General features: G+C 54.5%; 19 protein-coding genes and 1 riboswitch. Of the genes, 13 read left to right on the forward strand and 6 right to left on the reverse strand.

All coding sequences use genetic code 11. The features are described from left to right. Positions 1 to 4 precede the first annotated feature (4 nt). Positions 5 to 547: a hypothetical protein gene (locus FIV00_RS11755; protein WP_152500924.1), complete on the reverse strand. Its 543-nt coding sequence runs from the start codon at positions 545 to 547 to the stop codon at positions 5 to 7. An 82-nt stretch (positions 548 to 629) separates the two neighbouring features. On the opposite strand from FIV00_RS11755, the gene FIV00_RS11760 reads away from it, so the two are divergent. Together FIV00_RS11760 and FIV00_RS11765 are read left to right on the forward strand one after the other, a co-directional pair. Next, positions 630 to 1,787: an AAA family ATPase gene (locus FIV00_RS11760; RefSeq protein WP_152504227.1), complete on the forward strand. Its 1,158-nt coding sequence runs from the start codon at positions 630 to 632 to the stop codon at positions 1,785 to 1,787. 304 nt (positions 1,788 to 2,091) lie between these two features. Continuing rightward, positions 2,092 to 3,762, forward strand: coding sequence for a long-chain fatty acid--CoA ligase (locus FIV00_RS11765; protein WP_152500925.1), 1,671 nt, complete (start codon positions 2,092 to 2,094; stop codon positions 3,760 to 3,762). 37 nt (positions 3,763 to 3,799) lie between these two features. On the opposite strand, the gene FIV00_RS11770 is transcribed toward FIV00_RS11765, so the two are convergent. Next, on the reverse strand, positions 3,800 to 4,801 hold the full coding sequence (locus FIV00_RS11770) for a DMT family transporter (RefSeq protein ID WP_209006894.1): 1,002 nt from the start codon (positions 4,799 to 4,801) through the stop codon (positions 3,800 to 3,802). A 188-nt stretch (positions 4,802 to 4,989) separates the two neighbouring features. Here FIV00_RS11770 and FIV00_RS11775 point away from each other — a divergent pair, with 188 nt between their 5' ends. The 4 genes from FIV00_RS11775 (at position 4,990) to FIV00_RS11790 (ending at position 11,098) form a co-directional block, all read left to right on the forward strand. After that, positions 4,990 to 5,580 (forward strand): VOC family protein, encoded by a 591-nt coding sequence (locus FIV00_RS11775; RefSeq protein ID WP_152500926.1) that lies wholly within the window; start codon positions 4,990 to 4,992, stop codon positions 5,578 to 5,580. Between the two features lie 283 nt (positions 5,581 to 5,863). Continuing rightward, entirely contained in the window at positions 5,864 to 8,161 is a 2,298-nt protein-coding gene (locus tag FIV00_RS11780) for a xanthine dehydrogenase family protein molybdopterin-binding subunit (protein WP_152500927.1), read from the forward strand. 247 nt (positions 8,162 to 8,408) lie between these two features. Continuing rightward, complete coding sequence (sbmA, locus tag FIV00_RS11785; RefSeq protein WP_152500928.1) at positions 8,409 to 9,668, forward strand: peptide antibiotic transporter SbmA; 1,260 nt, start codon at positions 8,409 to 8,411, stop codon at positions 9,666 to 9,668. A 428-nt stretch (positions 9,669 to 10,096) separates the two neighbouring features. Continuing rightward, positions 10,097 to 11,098, forward strand: coding sequence for a DMT family transporter (locus tag FIV00_RS11790; RefSeq protein WP_152500929.1), 1,002 nt, complete (start codon positions 10,097 to 10,099; stop codon positions 11,096 to 11,098). Positions 11,099 to 11,132: 34 nt separating this feature from the next. On the opposite strand, the gene FIV00_RS11795 is transcribed toward FIV00_RS11790, so the two are convergent. After that, a complete protein-coding gene (locus FIV00_RS11795; RefSeq protein WP_152500930.1) occupies positions 11,133 to 11,546 on the reverse strand; it encodes a hypothetical protein in 414 nt (137 codons plus the stop codon). 24 nt (positions 11,547 to 11,570) lie between these two features. Then, entirely contained in the window at positions 11,571 to 11,807 is a 237-nt protein-coding gene (locus tag FIV00_RS11800; protein WP_152500931.1) for an Lrp/AsnC ligand binding domain-containing protein, read from the reverse strand. A 139-nt stretch (positions 11,808 to 11,946) separates the two neighbouring features. Next, positions 11,947 to 12,057, forward strand: a riboswitch (TPP riboswitch). Between the two features lie 68 nt (positions 12,058 to 12,125). Here FIV00_RS11800 and FIV00_RS11805 point away from each other — a divergent pair. The 4 genes from FIV00_RS11805 (at position 12,126) to FIV00_RS11820 (ending at position 16,733) form a co-directional block, all read left to right on the forward strand. Continuing rightward, a complete protein-coding gene (locus FIV00_RS11805) occupies positions 12,126 to 12,899 on the forward strand; it encodes a hydroxyethylthiazole kinase (protein ID WP_152500932.1) in 774 nt (257 codons plus the stop codon). Positions 12,900 to 12,933: 34 nt separating this feature from the next. Then, positions 12,934 to 13,740, forward strand: a complete 807-nt coding sequence (gene thiD, locus FIV00_RS11810) for a bifunctional hydroxymethylpyrimidine kinase/phosphomethylpyrimidine kinase (RefSeq protein ID WP_152500933.1) — start codon at positions 12,934 to 12,936, stop codon at positions 13,738 to 13,740. Position 13,741: 1 nt separating this feature from the next. Next, entirely contained in the window at positions 13,742 to 14,854 is a 1,113-nt protein-coding gene (locus tag FIV00_RS11815; RefSeq protein WP_152500934.1) for a TRAP transporter substrate-binding protein, read from the forward strand. A gap of 616 nt (positions 14,855 to 15,470) precedes the next feature. Then, positions 15,471 to 16,733, forward strand: a complete 1,263-nt coding sequence (locus FIV00_RS11820) for an OmpP1/FadL family transporter (RefSeq protein ID WP_152500935.1) — start codon at positions 15,471 to 15,473, stop codon at positions 16,731 to 16,733. Between the two features lie 66 nt (positions 16,734 to 16,799). Here FIV00_RS11820 and FIV00_RS11825 read toward each other — a convergent pair whose 3' ends face one another. Beyond that, on the reverse strand, positions 16,800 to 17,579 hold the full coding sequence (locus tag FIV00_RS11825; protein WP_152500936.1) for an SDR family oxidoreductase: 780 nt from the start codon (positions 17,577 to 17,579) through the stop codon (positions 16,800 to 16,802). Between the two features lie 268 nt (positions 17,580 to 17,847). Between FIV00_RS11825 and FIV00_RS11830 the strand changes: the two genes are divergently transcribed. From FIV00_RS11830 to FIV00_RS11840, 3 genes are all read left to right on the forward strand, one after another. Continuing rightward, positions 17,848 to 18,651 (forward strand): UDP-2,3-diacylglucosamine diphosphatase, encoded by an 804-nt coding sequence (locus FIV00_RS11830; protein ID WP_152500937.1) that lies wholly within the window; start codon positions 17,848 to 17,850, stop codon positions 18,649 to 18,651. Beyond that, on the forward strand, positions 18,648 to 19,697 hold the full coding sequence (locus FIV00_RS11835; RefSeq protein WP_152504229.1) for a glycosyltransferase family 1 protein: 1,050 nt from the start codon (positions 18,648 to 18,650) through the stop codon (positions 19,695 to 19,697). The genes FIV00_RS11830 and FIV00_RS11835 overlap by 4 nt, the downstream gene beginning before the upstream one ends. A 136-nt stretch (positions 19,698 to 19,833) precedes the next feature. After that, on the forward strand, positions 19,834 to 20,850 hold the full coding sequence (locus FIV00_RS11840; RefSeq protein WP_152504230.1) for a threonine/serine dehydratase: 1,017 nt from the start codon (positions 19,834 to 19,836) through the stop codon (positions 20,848 to 20,850). 80 nt (positions 20,851 to 20,930) lie between these two features. Here the strand turns inward: FIV00_RS11840 and FIV00_RS11845 are convergent, their stop codons facing one another. Beyond that, the gene (locus FIV00_RS11845) at positions 20,931 to 22,127 is read right to left on the reverse strand and encodes a protein phosphatase CheZ (protein ID WP_152500938.1); all 1,197 of its coding nucleotides are present in this window, start codon (positions 22,125 to 22,127) and stop codon (positions 20,931 to 20,933) included. Positions 22,128 to 22,243: the final 116 nt, after the last annotated feature.

Raw genomic sequence — 22,243 nt, forward strand, 5'->3', positions numbered from 1 at the left:
CCAGTCAATAGCCACGAAGTCCTTTTCTAAGGCGCGCCCATTTTTGCCAGGAACGGGCTGCAAGCAAGGTGATGATCAAGCCTGCAAGTAGTGACCAAAGGAGAGCTTTTCCGTCTATCGCAATTCTGTCCATATTGCGGGAGGTATAAGCAATCTTAGGGTTGATTGGCAGGTAGGTTACCAACAGGTCGCCAGTGTGCTCGCGATGAATGTCCTGAGGCTTCATTGTAAAGCTCAAGATCTGAGTCGTTGCGTCTACGAGTTCAATTTCAACGACGACGGTTGCACTGTTCCACGGTCCGGTGTGCGCCTCTGTATTTTCAGCACTATTTTCCAATTGAGGCGTCGAATCTTCGGATTTTCCGGTATTTTCGGAGATACTCAGGATGGTGCCAGGAACGGTTTCCCCAAAGCTGCCCAGCAGCCAATATTTCAATCCGGTATTGAAATGAACGAGCATTGAAATCAGGACGACAGCAGCTGCAATGAAAAGGATGGCCAAATGCTGGGCATATCTGTCTTCGGCAGCTTCTTTTGGATTGAACATAGATTCAGGTTTCTGATTTTGTCTTCACATCGGAAATACACTTTATGGTGGTAGACATTCACATGGCAGGGTCTTGGTGCCAATGATTCTTACGCTCGCGGTTTCCGGATATCGCTCCCTGCGGGACATCGTTCTGCCGTTGGATCAGATCACGCTGGTCACCGGCGCGAACGGCAGCGGTAAGTCCAGCCTGTATCGTTCGATCCGGCTGTTGGCCGAAGTTGCCCAGGGTCAGGCAATCGCATCGCTTGCTGCCGAGGGTGGCTTGAACTCGACCCTTTGGGCAGGCCCGGAAGCATTTTCGCGTGCGATGAAACGGGGAGAAGCGCCTGTTCAGGGGACCGTTCGCAAGAATGTGGTCAGTCTGAAACTCGGATTTGCCGATGAAGACTACGGCTATGCAATTGACCTTGGATTGCCTGCCGATGCGGGCAGGTCGCTCTTTTCTATGGATCCGGAAATCAAGGCAGAAGCCTTGTGGGCCGGTGAGGCGTTATCCCGTTCCAATGAAATTGCCGGGCGCAACGGACCGACAGCACGCGTTTTGAATGCCCAGGGACAAAGGATCCCGGTTTTTCAGAACCTTGCCAGGTTCGACAGCATGATGACCCATGCAGCCGATCCCAAGGATGGACTTGAGTTGCTGGTGATGCGCGAACGTATGCGGGCCTGGCGGTTCTACGATCATTTGCGCACCGACCGCGAAGCACCGGCGAGGTTTCCAAGGATCGGGACCAGAACACCGGTGCTCAGTGCGGATGGATCTGATCTTGCCGCAGCCCTGCAGACTATCCAGGAAATTGGCGATGAACGTGAACTGGCCGATGCGATAGATGATGCGTTTCCTGGAGCTTCCGTCGAAGTTGCCGTCAATGACGGGTACTTTGAGCTGCTTATGCAGCAAAAAGGTCTGTTGCGACCGCTGAAATCGAGCGAATTGTCGGATGGCACGCTGCGCTACCTGTTGTTAACCGCGGCACTCCTGTCGCCGCGACCGGCACCGCTCATTGTGCTGAATGAGCCGGAGACAAGTCTCCATCCGGCGCTCCTGGAACCGCTTGGCAGGCTGGTCGCCAAAGCGGCTGAAAAGACCCAGGTCATCGTGGTGTCGCACGCTGCTGAACTTGTTGAAGCTCTTGCATCACAACGAGGGTGTCTTCGCTATGAATTGCGCAAGGAACTGGGTGAGACGGTTGTGGACGGGGTGGAAACACCCAAATGGAATTGGCCAAAGAGATAATGGCCCTTGGCCTGGTGACTGCGAATTAAGTTTTTGAATTTCTTTTACTATTGCCATTTTTCCGAGGCGCATTACCTAAGACTTATGCCTCGTGCCTGCGAAAAAAATGAAAAGGTGTCGTTACGTCGCGAGTTGACGTGAACGGAAGGTTGCGTCATGTCAGGAGAGCCCTTTAGAGGCGGCGCTAAGCTGACTGACGGAGCCAAATGGGAAAAGAGATCTTCAGAAGAGCCCTGCTTTCGCGAAGGTTTCGGGAAACGGCCCGCATATGCAGCAGCGCGACAAAAATGCGTTGGAGAACGTTATGACGACTGCGGAGGAGTGGAACGAGGCATTTACGCCCCGTCCGGTACACGAATATCTTGAAAGCACTGTCGCCGAGTTCGGGTCACGACCGGCCGCCGATTTCATGGGCAAGGTCTGGACCTATGCCGAGCTTGGCGAGTTGGTGGACGAAACAGCCGCGGGTCTTCAGGCCATGGGCGTCGGTCCGGGTGTGCATGTCGGATTGTGTCTTCCAAATACGCCGTTCTATACGATTTTTTATTTTGCGATCATGAAGGTCGGCGCAACGGTCGCCAACTTCAATCCGCTCTATGTGGAGCGTGAAATCGCCTTCCAGGCCCGCGATGCAGATGTGCGCATCATGGTGACGATGGATCTGAAAATCATCTACGACAAGGTGGAGGAAGTCCGGAAGGAAAAGATCCTCGACAAGATTATCGTTTGTCCGATGTCCTTCTGCCTGCCAACCGTAAAGAAGGTGCTGTTCAGCCTTTTCAAGCGCAAGGAACTGGCAGACATCCCAAATGATGCGGCTCATATCCGCTTCGACGATCTGCTTGCAAAGGGACAAAAGCCGAAACCTGTCGATATCGATCCGGCTGAGTCCATCGCTGTCCTTCAGTATACCGGAGGCACCACAGGCGTTCCGAAGGGAGCGATGCTGACGCACAAGAACCTGTCTGCGAATATCGAACAGATGCGATGTGTCTTTGAAAAGGCACGGGCAGGTGAAGAGAAGATGCTTTGCGTTCTTCCGTTCTTCCACGTCTTCGCCATGACGGTTGCCCAAAACCTGTCGATCATTCTTGGTGCTGAAATGGTGCTCCAGCCGAGATTTGAGCTGAAATCTTTGCTGGATGCGATCAAGCGCAAGAAAGTGACGCTTTTCCCGGGTGTTCCAACGATCTATACGGCGATCAACAATTCGCCCCTCACCGAAAACTATGACCTTTCCAGCATCAATCTGTGCCTTTCCGGCGGCGCCCCGCTTCCGGTCGAGGTTAAGGAAAGCTTTGAAAAGCTGACCGGTTGCATCCTTGTGGAAGGGTATGGTCTGACGGAAAGCTCACCTGTTGCTGCTGTCAATCCGCTGGACGAGAACAGGCGCGCGGGCTCCATCGGGCGCCTGGTTCCCGGTACGTCGTCCAGATTTGTCAGCATTGAAGATCGCCACAGCGAGGTTGCTGAAGGCGAAAAAGGCGAATTGCTCCTTCATGGACCACAGGTGATGAAGGGGTACTGGAAGCGTCAGGATGCCACCGACGAGGCCATTACGCCTGAAGGGTATCTGCATACCGGTGACGTCGGATATCAGGATGAGGATGGCTTCATTTATCTTGTTGACCGGATCAAGGACCTGATCCTGTGTTCCGGTTACAATGTCTATCCCCGTGTCATCGAAGAAGCGATCTACCAGCACGAAGCGGTTGACGAAACCATTGTAATTGCCATTCCTGATGAGTATCGCGGTCAGTCTCCCAAAGCGTTCATCAAACTGAAGGATGGGTTCTCAATGACCGGGGAGGACGTCAAAACCTTCCTCAAGGATCACCTTTCTTCCATCGAAATGCCCAGGGAGTTCGAGTTCCGGGATGAATTGCCGAAAACCATGGTTGGCAAATTGTCAAAGAAGGAACTGGTTGAGGAAGAGGCTCAGAAACGATCTGAAGCGCAGGCAAAAAGCGCCTGACGTCAATGCACTGTGCTCTGCCGTTCAAGTGGTGCTTTCAATTTGAATATCCGCGCCCGTCCGAGGCGCGGGCGAGTTTCTTGCCTCTCCGGGCCTCCCGGTGGACGGTATAAATGGATGCAGCGATGATGATGCCTGCGCCAACCAGTGTTTCGGTGCTTGGCCATTGGCTGAAGACAACTGCTCCGAAAATGGTGGCATAAAGCAGCCTTGTGTAGTCCAACGAAGCAATGGCGGTTGCTTCGCCAGCCTTGAACGCCTTGATGTTGGCCAATTGGGCTGCCCAGGAGATGCCTCCGATCATGACGAGTAGAAGCCATTGCTTCGCCGTCGGCGGTTGCCAAGTCAGCACTGCCGGTATGCTCATGATCACTCCAACACCCAACGCCTGGTAAGTCAGGATCGTCACCGGTGCATCGGTGCGGGTAAGGATGCGAACGACGATCATCACCATGCCGGCACCGGCCGCGCCGGCTATTGCGAGCGCGGCGTAAGGATCGACAAGCGTGTCGCCTCCCGGGCGCAGCATCAGCAGAACGCCCAGAAATCCGATAATGGTTGCCCCCCAGCGATGCAGTCCGACCGTTTCACCCAGCAGCCAGATCGCGAAGATCGTGACGAAAAACGTTTTGGAGAAACTGATCGCCGTCGCGTCGGCCAGGGGCAGCTCGATAATTGCGGTGAAGCCGCAAAGCATTGCGGTTGAGGCAAAAGCGATACGGGTGATTTGCAGCCAAGGCCGCTGCGTCGCCAATGAATTCGGCAACCCAGTCAGGATCGTCGGGGCGACAATTGCCAACATGACAAGCTGACGAACCAGAAGGATCTGAAAGACGCTGAGTTCCTGACCAACAAATTTGATCAGTGTCACCATGATGGAGAACAAAAAAGCCGCCAACAATATCCAAAGTGCCCCGATTGTGTTCGAAGGCAGCCCCTCGGTGAGTTTGGTCAGCCTGGCTGTCAGTCTGGTCATCGTGCCGGAGCGCGATTGCCCTTCACCCTCATCGGGCGCTGGGTCTTCTGGGGACTTGTTCATACCTGGTCCTGAGCCGCATCTGCCTCAAAGGGCAATAGGAAGGGAGCAGGGTGCTCCAAGAGGATGGGCAATTGGTTTCGTTTGCAACAAGACTAGCCAGATTTTGGCAGAAGAAAAGGCGCAGGTTTGAATTTGCGGTTCGGTAAAGCATATCTTGGGACATCGCGGAATGGATAGGGGAGGATATTTTGCGTAAGATTCAGACGCAGGGCGTGCACCACATCACGCTTGTCGGAGCGGACAGACAAACCTCCATCGACTTCTGGGAGGGATTGCTTGGGATGCCATTTGTCTTTGAGCAACCCAATCTCGACGACCCCAATCAGAGCCATCTCTATTTCGATCCGGGTGATGGGCGCTTGATCACCATTTTCACCAACGAAGACCGAAAGCCTGATGCGGAAGCTGCACCGCAGACGATCGGCTGCGTGCATCATCTGGCGCTTGACGTGTCCCAGGCAACCTTTCGGCAGATTGCTGGCAGGTTGGACGCGCTAGGAATTTCCCATAGCGGTCCGAAAGACCGCGGCTTCATGGATTCAATCTATTTTCGCGATCCGCTCGGGTTACTGATCGAATTGGCCAGCTATCGGTTTCGACCACCTGCAGGGGTGTCAATGGGTGAGGTGATGCTCGAGGCTCACAAGCTTCGTGTTGCACGGGGAGACTACAATATCCAGGAAGTTCATCTTGCCGACGCAATCGAGAACCTTACGCACGAAACACGCAGGAGCCTTTCTGAAGACCGGAGCGCAAAAAATCCTAACGAACGCCCATGATCCTGTTTTTAGGCGTGACGTGTGCGGACTGTAGTTTCGTTGGCTTTGTTGACGCAAACCAAAAGCTTGGTGCACACTGACGGAAGTCGAGTGGTCCAAAAGGGTTGCTCAGAGCATGTTTGATTCAACCGAATAAGCAGCACAATTCAAAGGACACAAGGCTCGCGGGCTGACTGTCCCTCTGGCATCCACCGCTTATGGGCACTATGTTCTAGGAAAGAGCCACCTTCGCTGCGCGGCAAATTCTCAGGGAAGTTCTTCCCAAAAATACAGGTCCAAATTCATGAACCAGATGGTCACTCCGAAATTCGGTGTCGGCGCTCCATTGCGTCGGAAAGAAGACGAACCGCTGATCACAGGCAAGGGGATCTATACCGGCGACTATATGCCGGACGGCTGCCTTCATGGCGTTGTCGTTCGTTCAGCGATGGCTCACGCCAAGATCAAGATCGAGAACGCTGATGACATCCGCGGGATGGACGGTGTGCATATGGTTCTCACCGGCACGGACGTTGCGGGAAAGTCTTTGTCGACGGCCGCTCGTATCAAGCAGCTGGATGGAACCCACTACGAAGCGCCACCTCAACCGCTTTTGTGTGAAGACACGGTTCGTTTCGTCGGGGATGCTATTGCGTTTGTCGTCGCCGACGATTTGAACCTTGCCAAAAACGCTGCAGAGATGCTCGAAATCGACTATGAACCGCTCGATGTGGTCATCGGCATTGAAAACGCTTTGAAGCCGGATGCGGCGAAGGTCTGGCCGGAGCTGGGAACGAATGTCTCTTTCACACTTGGACATGGTGACCAGGCCAAAACAGAAGAAGCTTTTTCCAAAGCTGACAAGACAGTGTCGATTGAAGTTGTCAACAACCGGATTGTCGTCAACTACATGGAACTGCGCGGCTGTGTCGCCGAATTCAACACGTCGGATAAACGTTTTAAGCTGACGCTCGGGACGCAAGGCGGTCATGGTGTGCGCGATATTCTCTGCAGCACGCTCGAACTTGAGGCAAGCGAGATCCAGGTAATCACTCCGGAAGTCGGCGGCGGTTTCGGGACCAAGGCCTTCTGTTATCGAGAATACCCGCTGGCGATGATTGCTGCCAGGTCACTGGAGCGTCCGGTGCGCTGGGCAGGTGAGAGAATGGAACATTTTGTGACCGACGCACACGGCAGGGACAATCTGACCCATGCCGAGCTCGCACTCGATGAAAACAACCGAATCCTGGGCCTCAATGTGCATGTGAAAGCTGCCATGGGCGCTTACCTTAATCAGTTCGGTCCGTTCATCCCCTATCTAGGTGCCTCGATGGCATCCGGGCTTTATGACATTCCGGCGGTCTTTGCGAAAATCGATGGTGTCTATATGCATACGGTTCCGACCGATGCCTATCGCGGAGCGGGGCGTCCGGAAGCAGCCTATGTACTTGAGCGTCTGATCGACAAGGCCGGCGAAGAAACAGGTCTCGGCCCGATCGAATTCCGCAAGCTCAATTTCATTCGGTCGGATCAACTGCCTTACACGACCCAGACAGGGCGCCTTTATGACACCGGAGACTTCGCCGGCCACCTCGACAAAGCACTTGAAGTGGCGGACTGGGCGGGCTTCAAAGCTCGTCAGGCAGAAAGCGCTCAATCCGGCAAATACCGTGGTATCGGGATCTGTTCCTACGTCGAGGCATGTGCCTTTGCCGGCAGCGAAGAAGCCACTCTTGAGCTTGATGACAAGGGAAGCCTGACACTCCTCATCGGAACGCAAACCAACGGTCAGGGCCACGATACGGCGTACAGCCAGGTTGTTGCCGAACAGTTCGGCGTCAGCATCGAGGATGTCACTCTGGTTCAGGGCGATACAGACCGTGTCCGCAAGGGTGGTGGAACCGGTGGTTCCCGATCCATTCCGATTGGATTGCCATCTGTGCGCGACGCCAGTATCTCGTTGGTCAAAAAGGTCAAGGAGCTGGCTGCCGACAAACTTGAGGCTGGCATTGAAGATCTTGAACTTGAAAGCGGTGTGGTACGCGTCGTCGGGACGGACCAGCAGGTTACTCTTGCCGAGATCGTAGCAAGTGCCGGTGAGACGTTGTCCGCTCGAGAAGAAGTTGCGCAGTCAGAAAACACTTATCCGAATGGCACGCATATCTGTGAGCTTGAGATCGATCCGGAAACCGGCGACATCACTGTTGCAAACTACGTCATCGTGGACGATTTCGGTGTGACCGTGAACCCATTGCTGCTAACGGGTCAGGTGCATGGCGGTGTGGTCTCGGCCATTAGCCAAGCCTTGTGCGAACACACGGTTTATGACGAAGAAGGACAATTGTTGACCGCGTCACTGCTGGACTATCAATTGATCCGGGCGGCGGACCTGCCGGAGATTCACTTTGAAACGCGCAACGTTCCATCCACTACGAATGCCATGGGTATCAAGGGTGCGGGCGAGGCCGGAACAATCGGTGGCCTGGCTGCGGTCATGAATGCCATTCAGGTAGCGTTGAAAGACGGAGCGGGCGTTAAAGAGGTTTTCGATATGCCCGCGACGCCGTTGCGGGTCTGGGACGCAATCCAGGCGGCCCGGTAAAGTTGATTGTTGTTCATCAGAAGAGGCATCCAAAAGATGCCTCTTTTTTTGTGCAAGTCACAGCGACGCCACACAGGAATTTGAGTGTTGTTGTGTCACCTGGGACTACGGCTAGACGCTGTAGTGTTTATAATTGTGTGAATAGTGTTATTCAGCTTCTTGCTTGATTTCGTCGTTACCAAGCACAGTTTGACTATCTGGCGGCTCTGATCGTCACTCATTAAACCGAACAGTCAGGAATTTACTTGTGTTTCAATCCTTCTTTCCGAAACCAAAACTGTTTTTCCTGTCTGCCGCGATATGGTCGCTTGCTGCAGTAATCGTCTGGTACGGATTTGCCAGTGACCTTGGTCCAAGCCTGGGGCTTGGAACTGCACCTGAAGGTCCACCCCCGATCGATCTCAGGTTTTTCGTGACACCCGACTTCTTGTGGTTCTACATCTACTACGCCGTTTGCACCGTGCTTTTCGGCGGTTTCTGGTGGTATTTCGAGCGCGATCACAGATGGCATGTATGGTCCGTCTGGGGTTCTTCGCTGATCATTTTCATCACCTATTTTTCGGTTCAGGTTTCGGTGGCGATCAACAACTGGCGGCGACCGTTCGGGGATACGCTGCAAAATGCGCTGGAAGGCGACAAAGGCGTTGTTGCCGCCGATTTTTACATGCTCATGCTGATGTTTGCGCAGATTGCAGGGCTGTCGATGGCCCTGTTTGTGATGAACAGGTTCTTTGTCAGCCACTATATCTTCCGCTGGCGTACCGCGATGAACGACTATTACGTCGCCAAGTGGGGCAATGTTCGTCACATCGAGGGTGCTTCGCAGCGTATTCAGGAAGATACGATGCGCTTTGCCTCCATCATGGAAGGCCTGGGTGTTTCCATGATCGACGCCGTCATGACGCTGATTGCGTTCCTTCCTGTGCTTTTCAGTCTGTCGACTTATGTCAGCACCTTGCCGATTGTCGGTGAAATCCCCGCGCCGCTCTTCACTGCAGCCATTTTGTGGTCATTGTTCGGGACCGTTCTGCTTGCCGTGGTCGGGATCAGGCTGCCCGGACTTGAGTTTCACAACCAAAGGGTTGAAGCCGCGTACCGAAAAGAGCTCGTCTATGGTGAGGATCATGAGCACAGGGCTCAGCCGCCAACTCTCACCGAGCTGTTCAGCAATGTAAGGAAGAACTACTTCCGTCTCTATTTTCATTACCTCTATTTCAATCTGGCGCGCGGGTTCTATCTGCAGGCCGACAACATGTTCACGTATTTCATTCTGGTACCAACGATTGTCGCCGGTACGATCACATACGGTATCGTCCAGCAGATCCTGACGGCGTTTGGCCAGGTCTCGAATTCCTTCCAGTATCTGGTGAATTCCTGGTCGACGATTATCGAACTGCTTTCCATCTACAAACGCCTCAAGGGCTTTGAAGTGTCCATCGCCGAGCGCGAGACGATGCCGCCGGAAGAACTGGCGAGACTGCTGTCGGAAAAAGAGGCTAAGCTCTAGGGATTGGCAGCCTGAAAGAACAATTTCAGGCGTCAAACAGGCAGAGATTTGCGACAAAAGAGCTGCAGGGCTGTGCTTGTGCATGGCGCTAAAGCTATGACGATGCAGACCAAAGTCCGATTGGCAGAAGACATTTTGAGTGGTTCCAGCGATTTGAAACCGCGTCGCCGGATGGCGTCTGATCCGGCTTGCGCTCGTATCTCCTGATGACGAATTTCAAGAGCGGCGTTGCAAATGATGCGCACAGGACAGATACTGTTCAGGCTACTCATTTAAGACCCCGCCCCAAAACTGCCTTTTCAAGGCGATCCGTTTCTTGATGCGGCTGAGCTTTCAGTCGATGGCAGTTTCTGTTCAACGTCACGTGATTTCCAGTCCGGTGCATCACGGGCAAGACGTTTTCATTGCGCCGGTTCCTGGAATTCGTCATGACGCTTGCAAGCGTGAAAACCCGATTGAAACGGCAGCCTGCACCGACCGGCATGACGCGTCATGCGCCCATGCTCGGTATTTCACTGAAGCTGGCCTCGACAATTGCGTTTTTCGTCATGGCAACCGCGCTGAAGATCGCAGCTGAAACCGTGCCAATTGGTCAACTTGTTTTCGCACGAAACTTTTTCGGTCTGTTCCCGGTTCTGTTGATGGTTGCTTTTCGAGGCGAACTTGGGCTTGCCTTTCAAACACAGAACCCAAAGGGCCACCTGACGCGCGCTGCCGTCGGACTTTCAGCAATGGTGTGCGGCTTTACTGCGCTCTATCTGCTGCCATTGCCGGATGCGACCGCGATCGGTTTTGCCACACCCCTGATCGTGGTTGTTCTCGCGTTTTTTCTGCTTGGCGAACAGGTGCGTATTTATCGTTGGAGTGCGGTCGGCGTCGGATTTTTGGGCATTCTCGTCGTCTTGTCTCCCCATCTGGGGGAAGGGCAACTCGACAATGCTTCGGCGCTTGGCGCGCTGATTGGTGTGACGGGTGCAGGTTTTGCCGCGCTGGCCATGATCACAGTGCGAAAGCTGTGCGAGACGGAACGCACGTCAACCATCGTCACCTGGTTTGCTGGTGCTGCCACCTTGCTGTCTTTGCTGACCTTTCCCTTAGGCCTGCTTGCGTCTGGGCAAGCGTGGGTCTGGCCGGATGCATCGACTGCAGGACTGCTGGTTCTGATCGGGCTTGCCGGTGGGGTCGGACAGATTTTTCTGACGCAAAGCTATCGCTACGCGGAAGCCTCAACCATTGCTCCGTTCGACTACGTCAACATGCTGTGGGCGATTGTCGTCGGCTGGCTGATCTTTTCCGAAGTGCCGGTTACAGAGGTAGTGCTCGGCGCGATGATTGTCATTGCTGCCGGCATTTTCGTGATTTACCGCGAGCACAGGCTTGGCCTCGACAGAACCAAGGCACGAAGAGCGTCCTCACCGTCAAAGTCGTGACCGCAGGGTCAGGCTTTGAGCCAAGTGTCGTTGGTCATTGTGGCTTGTAGGGGAAGGTCTCGACCGTGCTTTTGGTGCCGTCCGGAAAGACAAGCTGAACGCTGATGGATTGAACAGAGCCGTCCGGCATTTCCAGATACGGCTTGTCTTTCAAAACAGCATTCGGATTGTCCGGGTCACACGCATCCAGCTCCCAGATTTCTTCCAACGGACTTCCATTCAGGCCGAAGAAGACGTAGTCGATGCCACATTTCCAGGCTTCAAGGTGGGTAAAATAGATGAGGTCCTGGCCTTCCCAGTCCCGGAAGGCCACCCAGCTGGTCTTGGTGACTTCAAGAATTTGCTTGATCTGTTCCGGCGGCATGCCTTGTGCCTTTGCCGGTACACTCGCGGTGACTGGAAGAATGCAGAGGGTGGCGGATAGCAAGGCGGATTTCATCATGCGCATTTTTCGGCTCCTGCTTGCAGTGCCTTAAAAGGCTTTGAAAGTAATGATCGTCTTGGTGTCCTGAATCCCATCGATAGGATGCACCTTTTCATTGACGAAATGGCCGATATCCGCGTCGCTTTCGACATAGAACTTGACCAGAAGATCATAATCGCCACTGGTGGAATAGACTTCCGACGCGATTTCTGCATCTGCGATAGCGCTGGCAACCTGATAGGTCTTTCCCAGTTGGCATTTGATCATCACGAAAAACGGGGTCATACGGAGCTCCGGACGTTTGGCGCGTTGGATTAAATTGCTCTCAAGGACATCGCGCATCTCCTCGCCACAGTCAATTGCAGATGCCGACAAGCCTTTGGGCAGGTACTTGCAATCCGTTGTCAGCCTTGTTAGCAGTGCAAGCATCTCATGGGGGTGCCCGGCCATTGTGGCGCGGGCTGAGAGGCGACTTGCCAACTCCTTGAACCTGATCCGGCTGGTACCGGCGGAGGGATTTGAGATGACGATGTCTCTGGCAATAGCCTTTTTCAATCTTGCAGAATTTTCCGGCCTGAAACCGACGATGCCCGGGGGGAACACATGAGCCTCTCAATCGCGGCTTCAACGCAAGATCTTCAACCCGAGACGGTTTTTGATCTTCTGCAGCGTGTGCGCCGGCGAACACCGCGCGTTCACGCAATAACCAATGCCGTTGCACAGGGTTTTACCGCCAATGTGCTGCTCGCACTTGGTGCCATTCCTTCCATGACCATTGCGCCGCAGGAGGTTGCGAGTTTCGCCGCCGGTGCGGATGCGCTTCTGGTCAATCTTGGCACGCTTGACGAAACCCGCCGTGCAGCCATTCCGTTGGCCGTGGCAGCCGCGCGGGAGAACAATCATCCTGTCCTGATCGACCCGGTCTTTGTGAACCTGTCGCCGGTCCGATGCGCTTTCGCCAAGGAGCTTTTGGCCTTTCAGCCGGATCTCGTTCGCCTGAACGAGGCTGAACAGAACGCTCTTTTTCAGGACCGGGCAGATGTCGAGGCACTGATTGCGCAGGGAACGGTTCTTGCCGTAACCGGAGAACGGGACAAGATCGAAAGCCGCAAGAGAGATTTTCATCTTCTCAACGGCGATCCCCTGATGGCGCGCGTGACGGCGACCGGGTGTGCAGGTGGTGCCGTTTTGGCAGCATTTGCCAGTGTCGAGAAGGACACAGCACTGGCGGCGGCGGCCGGTTTGTCGGTGTTCAACATTTCAGGTGAAGTTGCTGCCGGTCAGGCAGCGGGCCCGGGCACGTTCGTGCCTGAATTGCTCGATGCTCTTTACAGCCTCAGCCTCAGCGATATCGAAGCCCGTCTTCGCAGCGCTTAAGCATCAGAATTCCAGATTTTCGAAGGAGGACACCATGACCGCGATTGCGGTGACGATTGCAGGCTCTGATTCCGGCGGTGGCGCCGGCATTCAAGCTGATCTGAAATCCTTTTCGGCAAACGGCGTGTATGGGGCCAGCGTCCTGACCGCCTTGACTGCGCAAAATACCCTTGGCGTGAGCGCCATTCACGATATTCCACCCGATTTTGTGCGGGCGCAGATGGATGCCGTCTATTCCGATTTGAAAGTCGGGGCGACCAAAATCGGGATGCTCTCAAAGGTGCCTATCATAGAAGCTGTTGCTGAGGGGCTTGGAGCCCACTCAACCGGACCAGTTGTCCTTGATCCGGTGATGGTTGCCGCTTCCGGCGACCCTCTGCTCCAAACCAGAGCTGTCTCCAGTCTAATCGAGCTTCTTGTACCTCTCGCGGAGGTAATCACGCCCAATCTTCACGAAGCGGCCAGAATGCTTGAAACGGATGTAGCCGAAACAGAAGCACAGATGCAGGAGCAGGCTGAGCATCTTCTCAAGATGGGCGCGCAGTCCGTTCTGCTCAAAGGCGGGCATGGAACCGGTCAGGAGAGTGCAGATCTATTCCTGACACTGAATGGGCCAGCGATCTGGCTTCGTGACGTTCGAATTGCCACGGGCAACACGCACGGAACCGGTTGTACCCTGTCATCTGCGATTGCCGCAGGGCTTGCCAAGGGGCAGGGGCTTGAAGCCTCGGTCAGATCAGCAAAGAGCTACATACAGGCAGCTATTGCCGCGTCTGATTTGCTCAAAATCGGCCAGGGACACGGGCCAGTACACCACTTTCATTCCCTTTGGAGCAAATGAGATGACGGACATGAAATCGTCAGAAGGACGTCTCATCAACCGCCGGTCCTTGCTGGGGGCATCGGCCCTTTCAGGCGTTTCCGTGCTCGCAGTGCCGGCAATCGCGGACGATGCTGATCCCATCGAATGGAAGATGGTTACCTCCTGGCCGAAGAACCTGCCGGGCCCAGGTGTGAGTGCACAAAGGATAGCCGATCAGGTCGCGGCCATGTCCAATGGTCGTTTTCAGATCCGGCTTTATGCAGCGGGTGAATTGGTCCCGGCGCTCGGCGTGTTTGATGCAGTGTCGGCCGGAACGGCTGAAATGGCGCATACGGCATCGTTCTTCTGGCAAGGCAAAATCCCGGCTTCGGTGTTCTTTACGGCCATCCCCTTCGGACTGTTGCCATACGAGCATATTTCCTGGATCGAACGCGGCGGCGGACAAGCACTTTGGGACGAGCTTTATGCCCCATTTGGACTGAAACCTGTCATGGCGGGCAATACGGGCGTCCAGATGGGCGGCTGGTACAAAAAAGAGCTTCAAGGGCTTGATGATCTCAAGGGACTGAAAATCCGGATGCCGGGCCTTGGCGGCGAGGTGATGCGTCGTCTCGGGGCAACGCCTGTGGGACTGCCGCCTGGGGAACTTTTTCAAGCACTTCAATCGGGTGTTCTCGATGCTACCGAGTTTCTTGGTCCCTGGTCCGATCGGGCAATGGGTTTTCAGAAAGTCGCCAAGTCCTACTATTCGCCTGGCTTTCATGAACCCAACGGCACTGGTGAAGCGCTTTTCAATCAGGGTGCATTTGATCGGTTGTCTGAAGACTTTCAGAGTATCTTGCTTGAGGCATGCCGTGCGGAGAACGGACGGGCACTTGCTGAAAGTGATTGGGAAAACGCGGGCTCATTACAGCTGCTTCAGGACGAAGACGGCGTCAGCGTGTTGCCTTATCCCGATGACATCATGAGTGCCCTGAAAGAAACCGCGGGAATCGTCCTGACAGAGTTTGCCGAGAAAGACCCCTTGGCGAAACGCATCTATGAAAGTCACCAGACGGCGAAGCACAGACTTGGTCCCTGGAGCAGAGTGGCAATGCGCAGCTTCATGACAGCCAGAGACGACAGTGTGTGAAGTGACTTTCGGCAGTGCCGTCCCGTCCCGGTCTGGCGCTGCCGGTTTCGCAACTGCATATCAGGCAGTTGCGTCAACAACCACATGGATGTGCAGGGCGATGACACACACAGGTTGTGCCCTTGAAGCAGGTGATTTCTTGGAAAATTCGATCTGAATTCGGGGTGATTCCGGCATCTCGGAGACCTTTTGGGGCCACCAAACGGGGCACAGTCTTCAAATCTGCCTTTCTATGGATTGTGCAAATTGCCAGTGTTTCTGCGGAAGTTTGTCCAACAAGGACGGCATATTCCCTTGGGGTACGTGTGGCAAAGCCGCAACGTCCACAGGTTAATTGACGTTATCGGAAGGTCGCCGCTCGATTGCCTGTTTTTTAGGCAATCGTGTGAAAGTGTGTCGCCAACGTGACAAACAGTCTCAGAAGCGAACCTTTTGTCAGTGTTATGATCCTGCCCAAGAGAATAACCTGTCTGATTAAGGCGTATTTCGCGCTGCAGCATAGTTTTTCTTAAAGCTGATTGAGTTTTTTAACGTGTTGAATCGGTCTTCGTTCTCCGGGAAACCTGTCTAGAGATGTCACGAAACATCCTTGGGCATGAGGACGGGAGAAAACGTAATGCCGTGGGCAGACAAAAGAACACTACTACTTACAACTTCTGCAATTATTCTATCTGTAGTTGCGACCAGTGCGCATGCAGGGGGCTTCGCTCTTCGTGAGCAAAGCTCTTATTATCAGGGGCTGTCATTCGCAGGCTACGGAACTTCGGGCGGTGGTATATCCTCTATGTACTGGAACCCGGCGTCGCTGATAGGTGCGCAACAGGGCCTGACTGTCGAGGCGCACAACACAGGGCTTTTCCCGGTCTCGGAAATCGATGGAACGCTCAGCGGGGGAGCGCTTGGGACATCCTCTATCGGAAGCGGTGACATCGCGTCTGATGCTTTTATTCCGGCATCCTATGCCGCCTATCGACTGAACGACCAGTTGGTCTTCGGTGTCGGCGTCAATGCGCCCTTCGGATTGTCTACCAAACCGGAGCAAAACTGGGCGGCTCAGTTCTATTCAAGATCGTCGTCGGTGTTCTCGCTGAACGTCAATCCGGCTGTTGCGCTTCAGATCAACGAGATGTTTTCGTTGGCCGTCGGTATTCAGGTTCAATACCTCGATGTCTCGCTGAAGTCGGCAGACGCGACCTCGGGAGCAGGGTTTCCGCGTTCGAACGAAATCTCGGGCAGCAGCATCGGCTATGGTGTTACGGCCGGTCTGACGGTACGCCCGATGGAGGGTACGGAAATCGGTGTCGGTTATCGTTCCGGCGTCGGTCATGACCTTGATGGTGACCTGATCGTTGGAGGTGTGACCCGGGCCATCGGCCTTGGTGTCGTAACGCCCGATATGGTCAACATTTCTGCCCGGCAAAAAATCACTGACAAAATTCGTGTATTGGGTACCGTTGAATGGACAAACTGGAGCCGGTTGAAATCGCCGCGTGCAATTTCCGATGCAACCGGCGCAGCGCTGACCACGCTTCATTTCAACTATGATGACGGCTGGTTTTTCTCGCTTGGTGGGGAATACGACTACAACGAGAAGCTGACCTTTCGCGCTGGTCTTGGCTACGAAATCTCACCGATCGACGAGGATATCCGCTCGACCCGTTTGCCGGACAACAATCGCTGGTGGCTCTCCGCAGGTGCAAGCTACAACTTCAACAAGCATCTGTCTTTTGATTTGGGGTACACGCACATCATCCCGGAATCGACAAAGATCAATATCGATTCCAACCACCAGGACTTTAACGCGACCTTCGGCACCTACACTGCCGATGTCGACAGCCATGTGAACATCATTTCAGCGTCGCTGCGTTACAAGTTCTGATCAAGTCAAAGTGGGAATGCAATGGGCCGGGGAAAACCCCGGCCTTTTTTACGAAGGAGCGGTCTCTTAAAACGCTGCTGGATAAAGGCCGCCGTCAATCAGGAGGTTCTGTCCGGTGATGTAGCCGGCATATTGCGAACACAAGAATGCACAGGCCTGACCGAACTCCTCCGCGTTGCCAAATCGCCCTATCGGGATGCCGGCTGCCTGTTCCTCGCGGACCGCGGCGACGCTTTTGCCGGACTGTTTTGCAGACAGTTCAAAGCCGCCTTTCAGGCGGTCCGTATCCATCTTGCCGGGCAGGATGTTGTTTACCGTGACGCCGTGGGGAGCCAGTTGACGGCTTACACCGGCCAGAAAGGCTGTGAGACCCGCCCGCGCTCCGCTGGAAAGATCCAGCCCTTCAATCGGCATTTTGACTGAAAGGGACGTGATGTTGACGATCCTCCCGAAACCGCGTTCCTTCATTGAAGGCACTACGGCCTGGATCAATTCGATTGGTGTGACGAAGTTCTGAACCGTGCCTTCGAGCAGTGCTTCCCGGGTGAGTTCGGTGTAGTCCCGGCGAGGTGGACCGCCGTTGTTGTTGATCAGAATGTCGGGTGCTGAGCAGGCCGCAAGCAAAGCGTCCTGACCCTCACGGGTTGAGACGTCGGCAGCGACGCTTTGGACGCTTACATCGTAGCGTTCCTGAATGGCGGCTTTGGTCGCGGCAAGCACGGATTCGTTGCGCCCGTTCAGAACAATGTCGCATCCCGCTTCTGCCAAGGCTTCCGCACAGCCCCGACCCAGGCCTCGGCTGGATGCGCAGATGATGGCCTTTTTACCGCTTAGACCCAGGTCCATTTCTTGTCTCCTCTTTGGGCAATCGTGTTGCCTCTTTTGGCTGCCTACGAATGTGCCGTCAATCTGATAGCTGAAACAGGCTCTTGCAGGTAGGGGATTGGCGTAAGGTCAGGTTGTTTCAGCTAGAAATCTTGACGTTTTGCGGACTGATCCAACGTTAATCATAATCGCCGGAAATCAGAACCTCGGCGGTATCCCTGGCGTTTTGTCACAATAGTGATACCTGAATCGCGTCTAAAGCGCTCCAAAAGGTATTTGGAGAATTGCTATGTCTGTCTCGGAGGCATCGCGCCACTACAGGGCCCTGTTCATCTCGGATGTGCACTTGGGCACACGTGGTTGCCAAGCTGAACTGCTGCTGGACTTTCTGAAGGAAAACGACGCCGAGACGGTATATCTCGTGGGAGATATTGTCGACGGTTGGCGGTTGAAACGGTCCTGGCACTGGCCACAACTGCACAACGATGTGGTCCAGAAAATCCTTCGCAAAGGCCGAAAGGGCGCACGTGTTCTATACATTCCCGGCAATCACGACGAGTTCCTGAGAAACTTTCTGGGCACTCATTTCGGAGGTGTAGAGGTTGCCGATAGAATCGTGCATGAAGCGGCGAACGGAAAACGATATCTGGTCATACATGGAGACCAGTTCGACGTTGTGATCCGACACGCCAAATGGCTCGCATTCTTCGGAGACAAAGCCTATGTGACGGCGCTGAACGTCAACACCTGGGTTAACTTGGTACGCCGCCGCCTGGGCCTGACTTACTGGTCGCTCTCTGCCTGGGCGAAGCTGAAGGTCAAAAATGCGGTAAGCTTTATTGGACGGTTCGAAGAAGCCCTTTCCGAAGAGGCAAGGCGCCAGGGTGTTGATGGTGTCATTTGCGGGCACATTCACCATGCCGCCAACCGTGATATGAACGGCATTCACTATATCAACACCGGAGACTGGGTGGAGAGCTGCACTGCGGTTGCTGAGCACCATGATGGGACGTTTGAGGTGATACGATGGGTGAACAGCGCCCGGTTGGGAGCCGTGCCGGTGGAGGCGAAGGAAGCTTCGGTCGCCGCATGAGTTCCATTCTGATTGTGACGGATGCCTGGCATCCGCAGATCAACGGTGTTGTCAGATCCCTGGAGCGAACTGCTGAGGAGCTGGAAGCGATTGGCGTTCGTGTTGAGGTCTTGTCGCCTCAGGCCTTTCTAACGCTGCCATGCCCCACCTATCCTGAAATCCGCCTGTCCCTTGCGCATCGGGGCATGGTTCGCCGCAAAATCGAGGAATATGACTGCGAACATCTGCATATAGCAACCGAGGGGCCGCTCGGTGTGCTTGCTGCTAGTGTTGCCAAAAAGACCGGCCTGCCATTCACGACGAGCTACCACACGCGGTTTCCAGAATATGTGTCTGCACGTCTGCCCGTTCCGTTGAACTGGTCCTATGGCTGGCTTCGCCGGTTCCATAACGCAGGGTGCGGCTGCATGGTCGCAACCCGGTCTCTTGAGCAGGATCTTCGCAAGCGCGGGTTCAAGAACCTGATGCGCTGGTCCCGAGGCGTCGATGAGCAACTTTTCAAGCCTTATGAAGGGTCCGTTCTTCCAGCCGACTTGCCAAGGCCTGTCTTTATGTATGTCGGGCGTGTCGCGGTTGAAAAGAACATCAAGGCGTTCTTGGATCTCAAGCTGAAGGGCTCAAAGGTCGTTGTTGGCGGCGGCCCTCAACTTGAAGTGCTTCGCCGTGAATATGCTGACGTCCACTTCACAGGTGCAATGGTCGGTGAAGCACTTGCCCGGCACTATTCCGATGGCGATGTCTTCGTTTTCCCATCGCTCACCGATACATTCGGCAATGTCATGCTGGAGGCACTTGCTTGCGGAGTGCCGGTCGCCGCTTATCCCGTGATGGGGCCTCTGGATGTCATCGGTGATACCGGCGCGGGCATCTTGTCTGAAAATCTGCAGGAGGCAGCTGAAGCGGCGCTTGATATCCCACGTGAACATTGCCGCAAGATCGCGATGAATTACACATGGGCTGCGAGCGCTCATCAGTTTCTGGACAATTGCATTAGGGCGCGAGACCTTCACAATACCCAGTTTGCCGAAGCGAACGCAGCTGAATGAAGCCGGGAAGTTGCGGTGTTTCTCCCATGTGATGTGGTTCATTCTTGCCGGCTTGTTGATATTGAGCCGATTTCTAACTAGTCATCGGACTTCCCTATAGTCACTGAAGTGAGTGTCGATGAACAAGACTGATGCCATGCCCTCCGATGGAGAGTCGGCCGCTTATTCCGGAAAGGCCTTATCTTTCTCAGACATAGAAGCAGCGGCTGAACGAATTCGTGGAGAAGCGCTGCTGACACCAGTTCTTCGCCATCCGTTGCTTGATGAACTCACAGGGGCGACTGTGCTGATCAAGCCGGAGAACCTGCAAAGAAGCGGGTCATTCAAGTTTCGGGGTGCTTTCAACCGACTCAGTCTCATTCCTGAAAATGACAGGCCCAATGGGGTCGTCGCGTGTTCATCCGGCAATCATGCACAAGGTGTTGCTGCAAGTGCGCGCTTGCTTGGGATGCCGGCAACAATCGTCATGCCGAAGAACGCACCTGCGATCAAACTTGCTCGCACGCGGGAATTCGGTGCTGAGGTCGTGACTTACGATCGCGAGAATGAAGACCGCGATGCCATCGCTGCAAGGATCGGTGCGGAAACCGGGGCGACCTTCGTTCACCCCTTTAACGACCCAGCGGTCATTGCGGGGCAGGGAACCGTTGGACTTGAATTGGCTGCTCAGGCGACCGCATTGGGATTGCGCCTGGATGATGTTCTGGCCTGCACGGGCGGCGGTGGACTTTCAAGCGGTATCGCGCTTGCTCTTTCACACATGGCGCCATCCGCCACATTTCACACGGTCGAACCTGAACTGTTCGATGACTATAAACGTTCGCTGGAAGCTGGCGTCCTACTGTCAAACAGCCGGAAAACCGGTTCGGTCTGTGATGCCCTGCTTTCCGAAAGTCCGGGGGACGTCGGCTTTTCAATCCTTCGTCAAATGGCCGGACAGGGTGTCACCGTCTCGGACGACGAAGCACTGGATGCAGTGGCATTTGCCTTCAGGGAGTTGAAACTCGTCGTAGAGCCCGGTGGCGCTGCGGCACTGGCTGCAGTCTTGACCGGTAAACTTCCGCTGCGCGGCAAGGTCGTTGGGCTTGTGCTGACTGGCGGGAACATCGATATGGATATGCTGTTAAAAGCGAATTCGCGCCAACACCCTTGAATAGAGGGATGCTTCAGTCTGACAGATACAAAAAAGCGCTGCACAATATGCAGCGCCTTTTCGTTACTTAAAGCATTGGATCAGTTGAAGAGAGCCTGACGCTCGGCTTCTGACAACTGTTCCAGAGGATCATCGCCTTCGGCTTCGGTCGTTTCAGCCGTCAGTTCCCATTCGGCGTCAGCTTCTGCTTCTGCTTCCGCGTTGGCGTCAGACAATACTTCAACGTTGGTTTCTTCGCTCTCGGCAACCTCGTTGTCGAACAGCTTTTCAATGGCAGCTTCGTCCAGCGTGGCGTCAGGATCCGCGCTTTTAAGTTCATCGTCTTCGACGACTTCCGGTTCGTCTGCCTCAGCAGGACCAGCTGAAGCGAACATGTCGTCGATGGCGGCGGCATCCATAGGCTCAGTACCACCAGCCATGATAGCATCAACATCGGTTTCACTGGCCATTATGGCGTCGACATCTGCTTCGCTTGCCTGCGTTGCTACCGGTTCTGCTACAGGTGCCTCGGCGGACACTTCGGTGCTGTTTTCCTTCAGTGCGGCATCGAAGACATCGTCGCTTGCCGACATCAGTTCGTCGACGTTGTTTTGGGAAACGCCGCTGCCGGCACGTTGCGGTCCGTTCAGAAGATGGGCATCCGGGCGCGAGTCGACAGGGCCGGCGAGAGCATCGGGCTGAACATCTTCAATGCCCCAGATGTTGATCATCAAATTGATGCGGCTCTCCAGGTAGCGCAATACCTGGACCACCTTGTTGGTCCGCTGACCGGTCAGGTCCTGGAAGGAGCACGCCATGAAGATTTCGGTGGCCTTTGCGTCGATATCGTCGCAAGTCGCGTCGTCGGCACCGTTTTCACGAAGAACCCAGGCCTTTTCCTGGATTTGTTCCGCGGCTTCGAGGATCGATTGGGTCGCGCCCTCGGTCTGTGTAACGATCGCATCCAATTCGTGAGAGGCATCGACAAAACGGTTGCTGTCGTCCTCTTCCTGCTTGATATTGGCAATCTCTGACTTCGTTCGTTCAATGGCCTCATGCATGTCTGCAATGTCGAGACGAATCTTGTCGAGGTCAGGTACCTTGCGCTGTCGGGTCACGACTTTTTCAAGTCGTTGAATTGCGCCAAGGATCTCCGTTGTCTCCGGAGTCTTTTGTCGTTTGAGGAATTCCTTGAGAAACCGACGCCCGCGGTCGGATTCCATCAGGGTTTGCTCAAGAGTCTGATATTCAGCGTCGCTGATCAGCTCTGTTTGTTCCTGTTTTGCTTCCGCTTTCATGTGGACGCGAATCTCAACTTGCCTAAGGGTCGTTGGTTGCCGTAACACGGTCAACTTCGCCCAAAGAGTAAGATGAAAATCGTTAACATCTTTTTGCGGTGACCTCTTTACCGGGT

Origin of the sequence: Labrenzia sp. THAF82 (genome assembly GCF_009363435.1) — a bacterium.
In the GTDB taxonomy this organism is placed as follows: Bacteria; Pseudomonadota; Alphaproteobacteria; order Rhizobiales; family Stappiaceae; genus Roseibium; species Roseibium porphyridii.

Bases quoted from the DNA above. Each gene is read 5' to 3' on its own strand.
- FIV00_RS11755 (WP_152500924.1), bottom strand. From the start codon at position 547: ATGTTCAATCCAAAAGAAGCTGCCGAAGACAGATATGCCCAGCATTTG.
- FIV00_RS11760 (WP_152504227.1), top strand. From the start codon at position 630: ATGATTCTTACGCTCGCGGTTTCCGGATATCGCTCCCTGCGGGACATC.
- FIV00_RS11765 (WP_152500925.1), top strand. From the start codon at position 2,092: ATGACGACTGCGGAGGAGTGGAACGAGGCATTTACGCCCCGTCCGGTA.
- FIV00_RS11770 (WP_209006894.1), bottom strand. From the start codon at position 4,801: ATGAACAAGTCCCCAGAAGACCCAGCGCCCGATGAGGGTGAAGGGCAA.
- FIV00_RS11780 (WP_152500927.1), top strand. From the start codon at position 5,864: ATGAACCAGATGGTCACTCCGAAATTCGGTGTCGGCGCTCCATTGCGT.
- FIV00_RS11790 (WP_152500929.1), top strand. From the start codon at position 10,097: ATGACGCTTGCAAGCGTGAAAACCCGATTGAAACGGCAGCCTGCACCG.
- FIV00_RS11795 (WP_152500930.1), bottom strand. From the start codon at position 11,546: ATGCGCATGATGAAATCCGCCTTGCTATCCGCCACCCTCTGCATTCTT.
- FIV00_RS11800 (WP_152500931.1), bottom strand. From the start codon at position 11,807: ATGACCCCGTTTTTCGTGATGATCAAATGCCAACTGGGAAAGACCTAT.
- FIV00_RS11805 (WP_152500932.1), top strand. From the start codon at position 12,126: ATGAGCCTCTCAATCGCGGCTTCAACGCAAGATCTTCAACCCGAGACG.
- thiD (WP_152500933.1), top strand. From the start codon at position 12,934: ATGACCGCGATTGCGGTGACGATTGCAGGCTCTGATTCCGGCGGTGGC.
- FIV00_RS11815 (WP_152500934.1), top strand. From the start codon at position 13,742: ATGACGGACATGAAATCGTCAGAAGGACGTCTCATCAACCGCCGGTCC.
- FIV00_RS11820 (WP_152500935.1), top strand. From the start codon at position 15,471: ATGCCGTGGGCAGACAAAAGAACACTACTACTTACAACTTCTGCAATT.
- FIV00_RS11825 (WP_152500936.1), bottom strand. From the start codon at position 17,579: ATGGACCTGGGTCTAAGCGGTAAAAAGGCCATCATCTGCGCATCCAGC.
- FIV00_RS11830 (WP_152500937.1), top strand. From the start codon at position 17,848: ATGTCTGTCTCGGAGGCATCGCGCCACTACAGGGCCCTGTTCATCTCG.
- FIV00_RS11835 (WP_152504229.1), top strand. From the start codon at position 18,648: ATGAGTTCCATTCTGATTGTGACGGATGCCTGGCATCCGCAGATCAAC.
- FIV00_RS11840 (WP_152504230.1), top strand. From the start codon at position 19,834: ATGCCCTCCGATGGAGAGTCGGCCGCTTATTCCGGAAAGGCCTTATCT.
- FIV00_RS11845 (WP_152500938.1), bottom strand. From the start codon at position 22,127: ATGAAAGCGGAAGCAAAACAGGAACAAACAGAGCTGATCAGCGACGCT.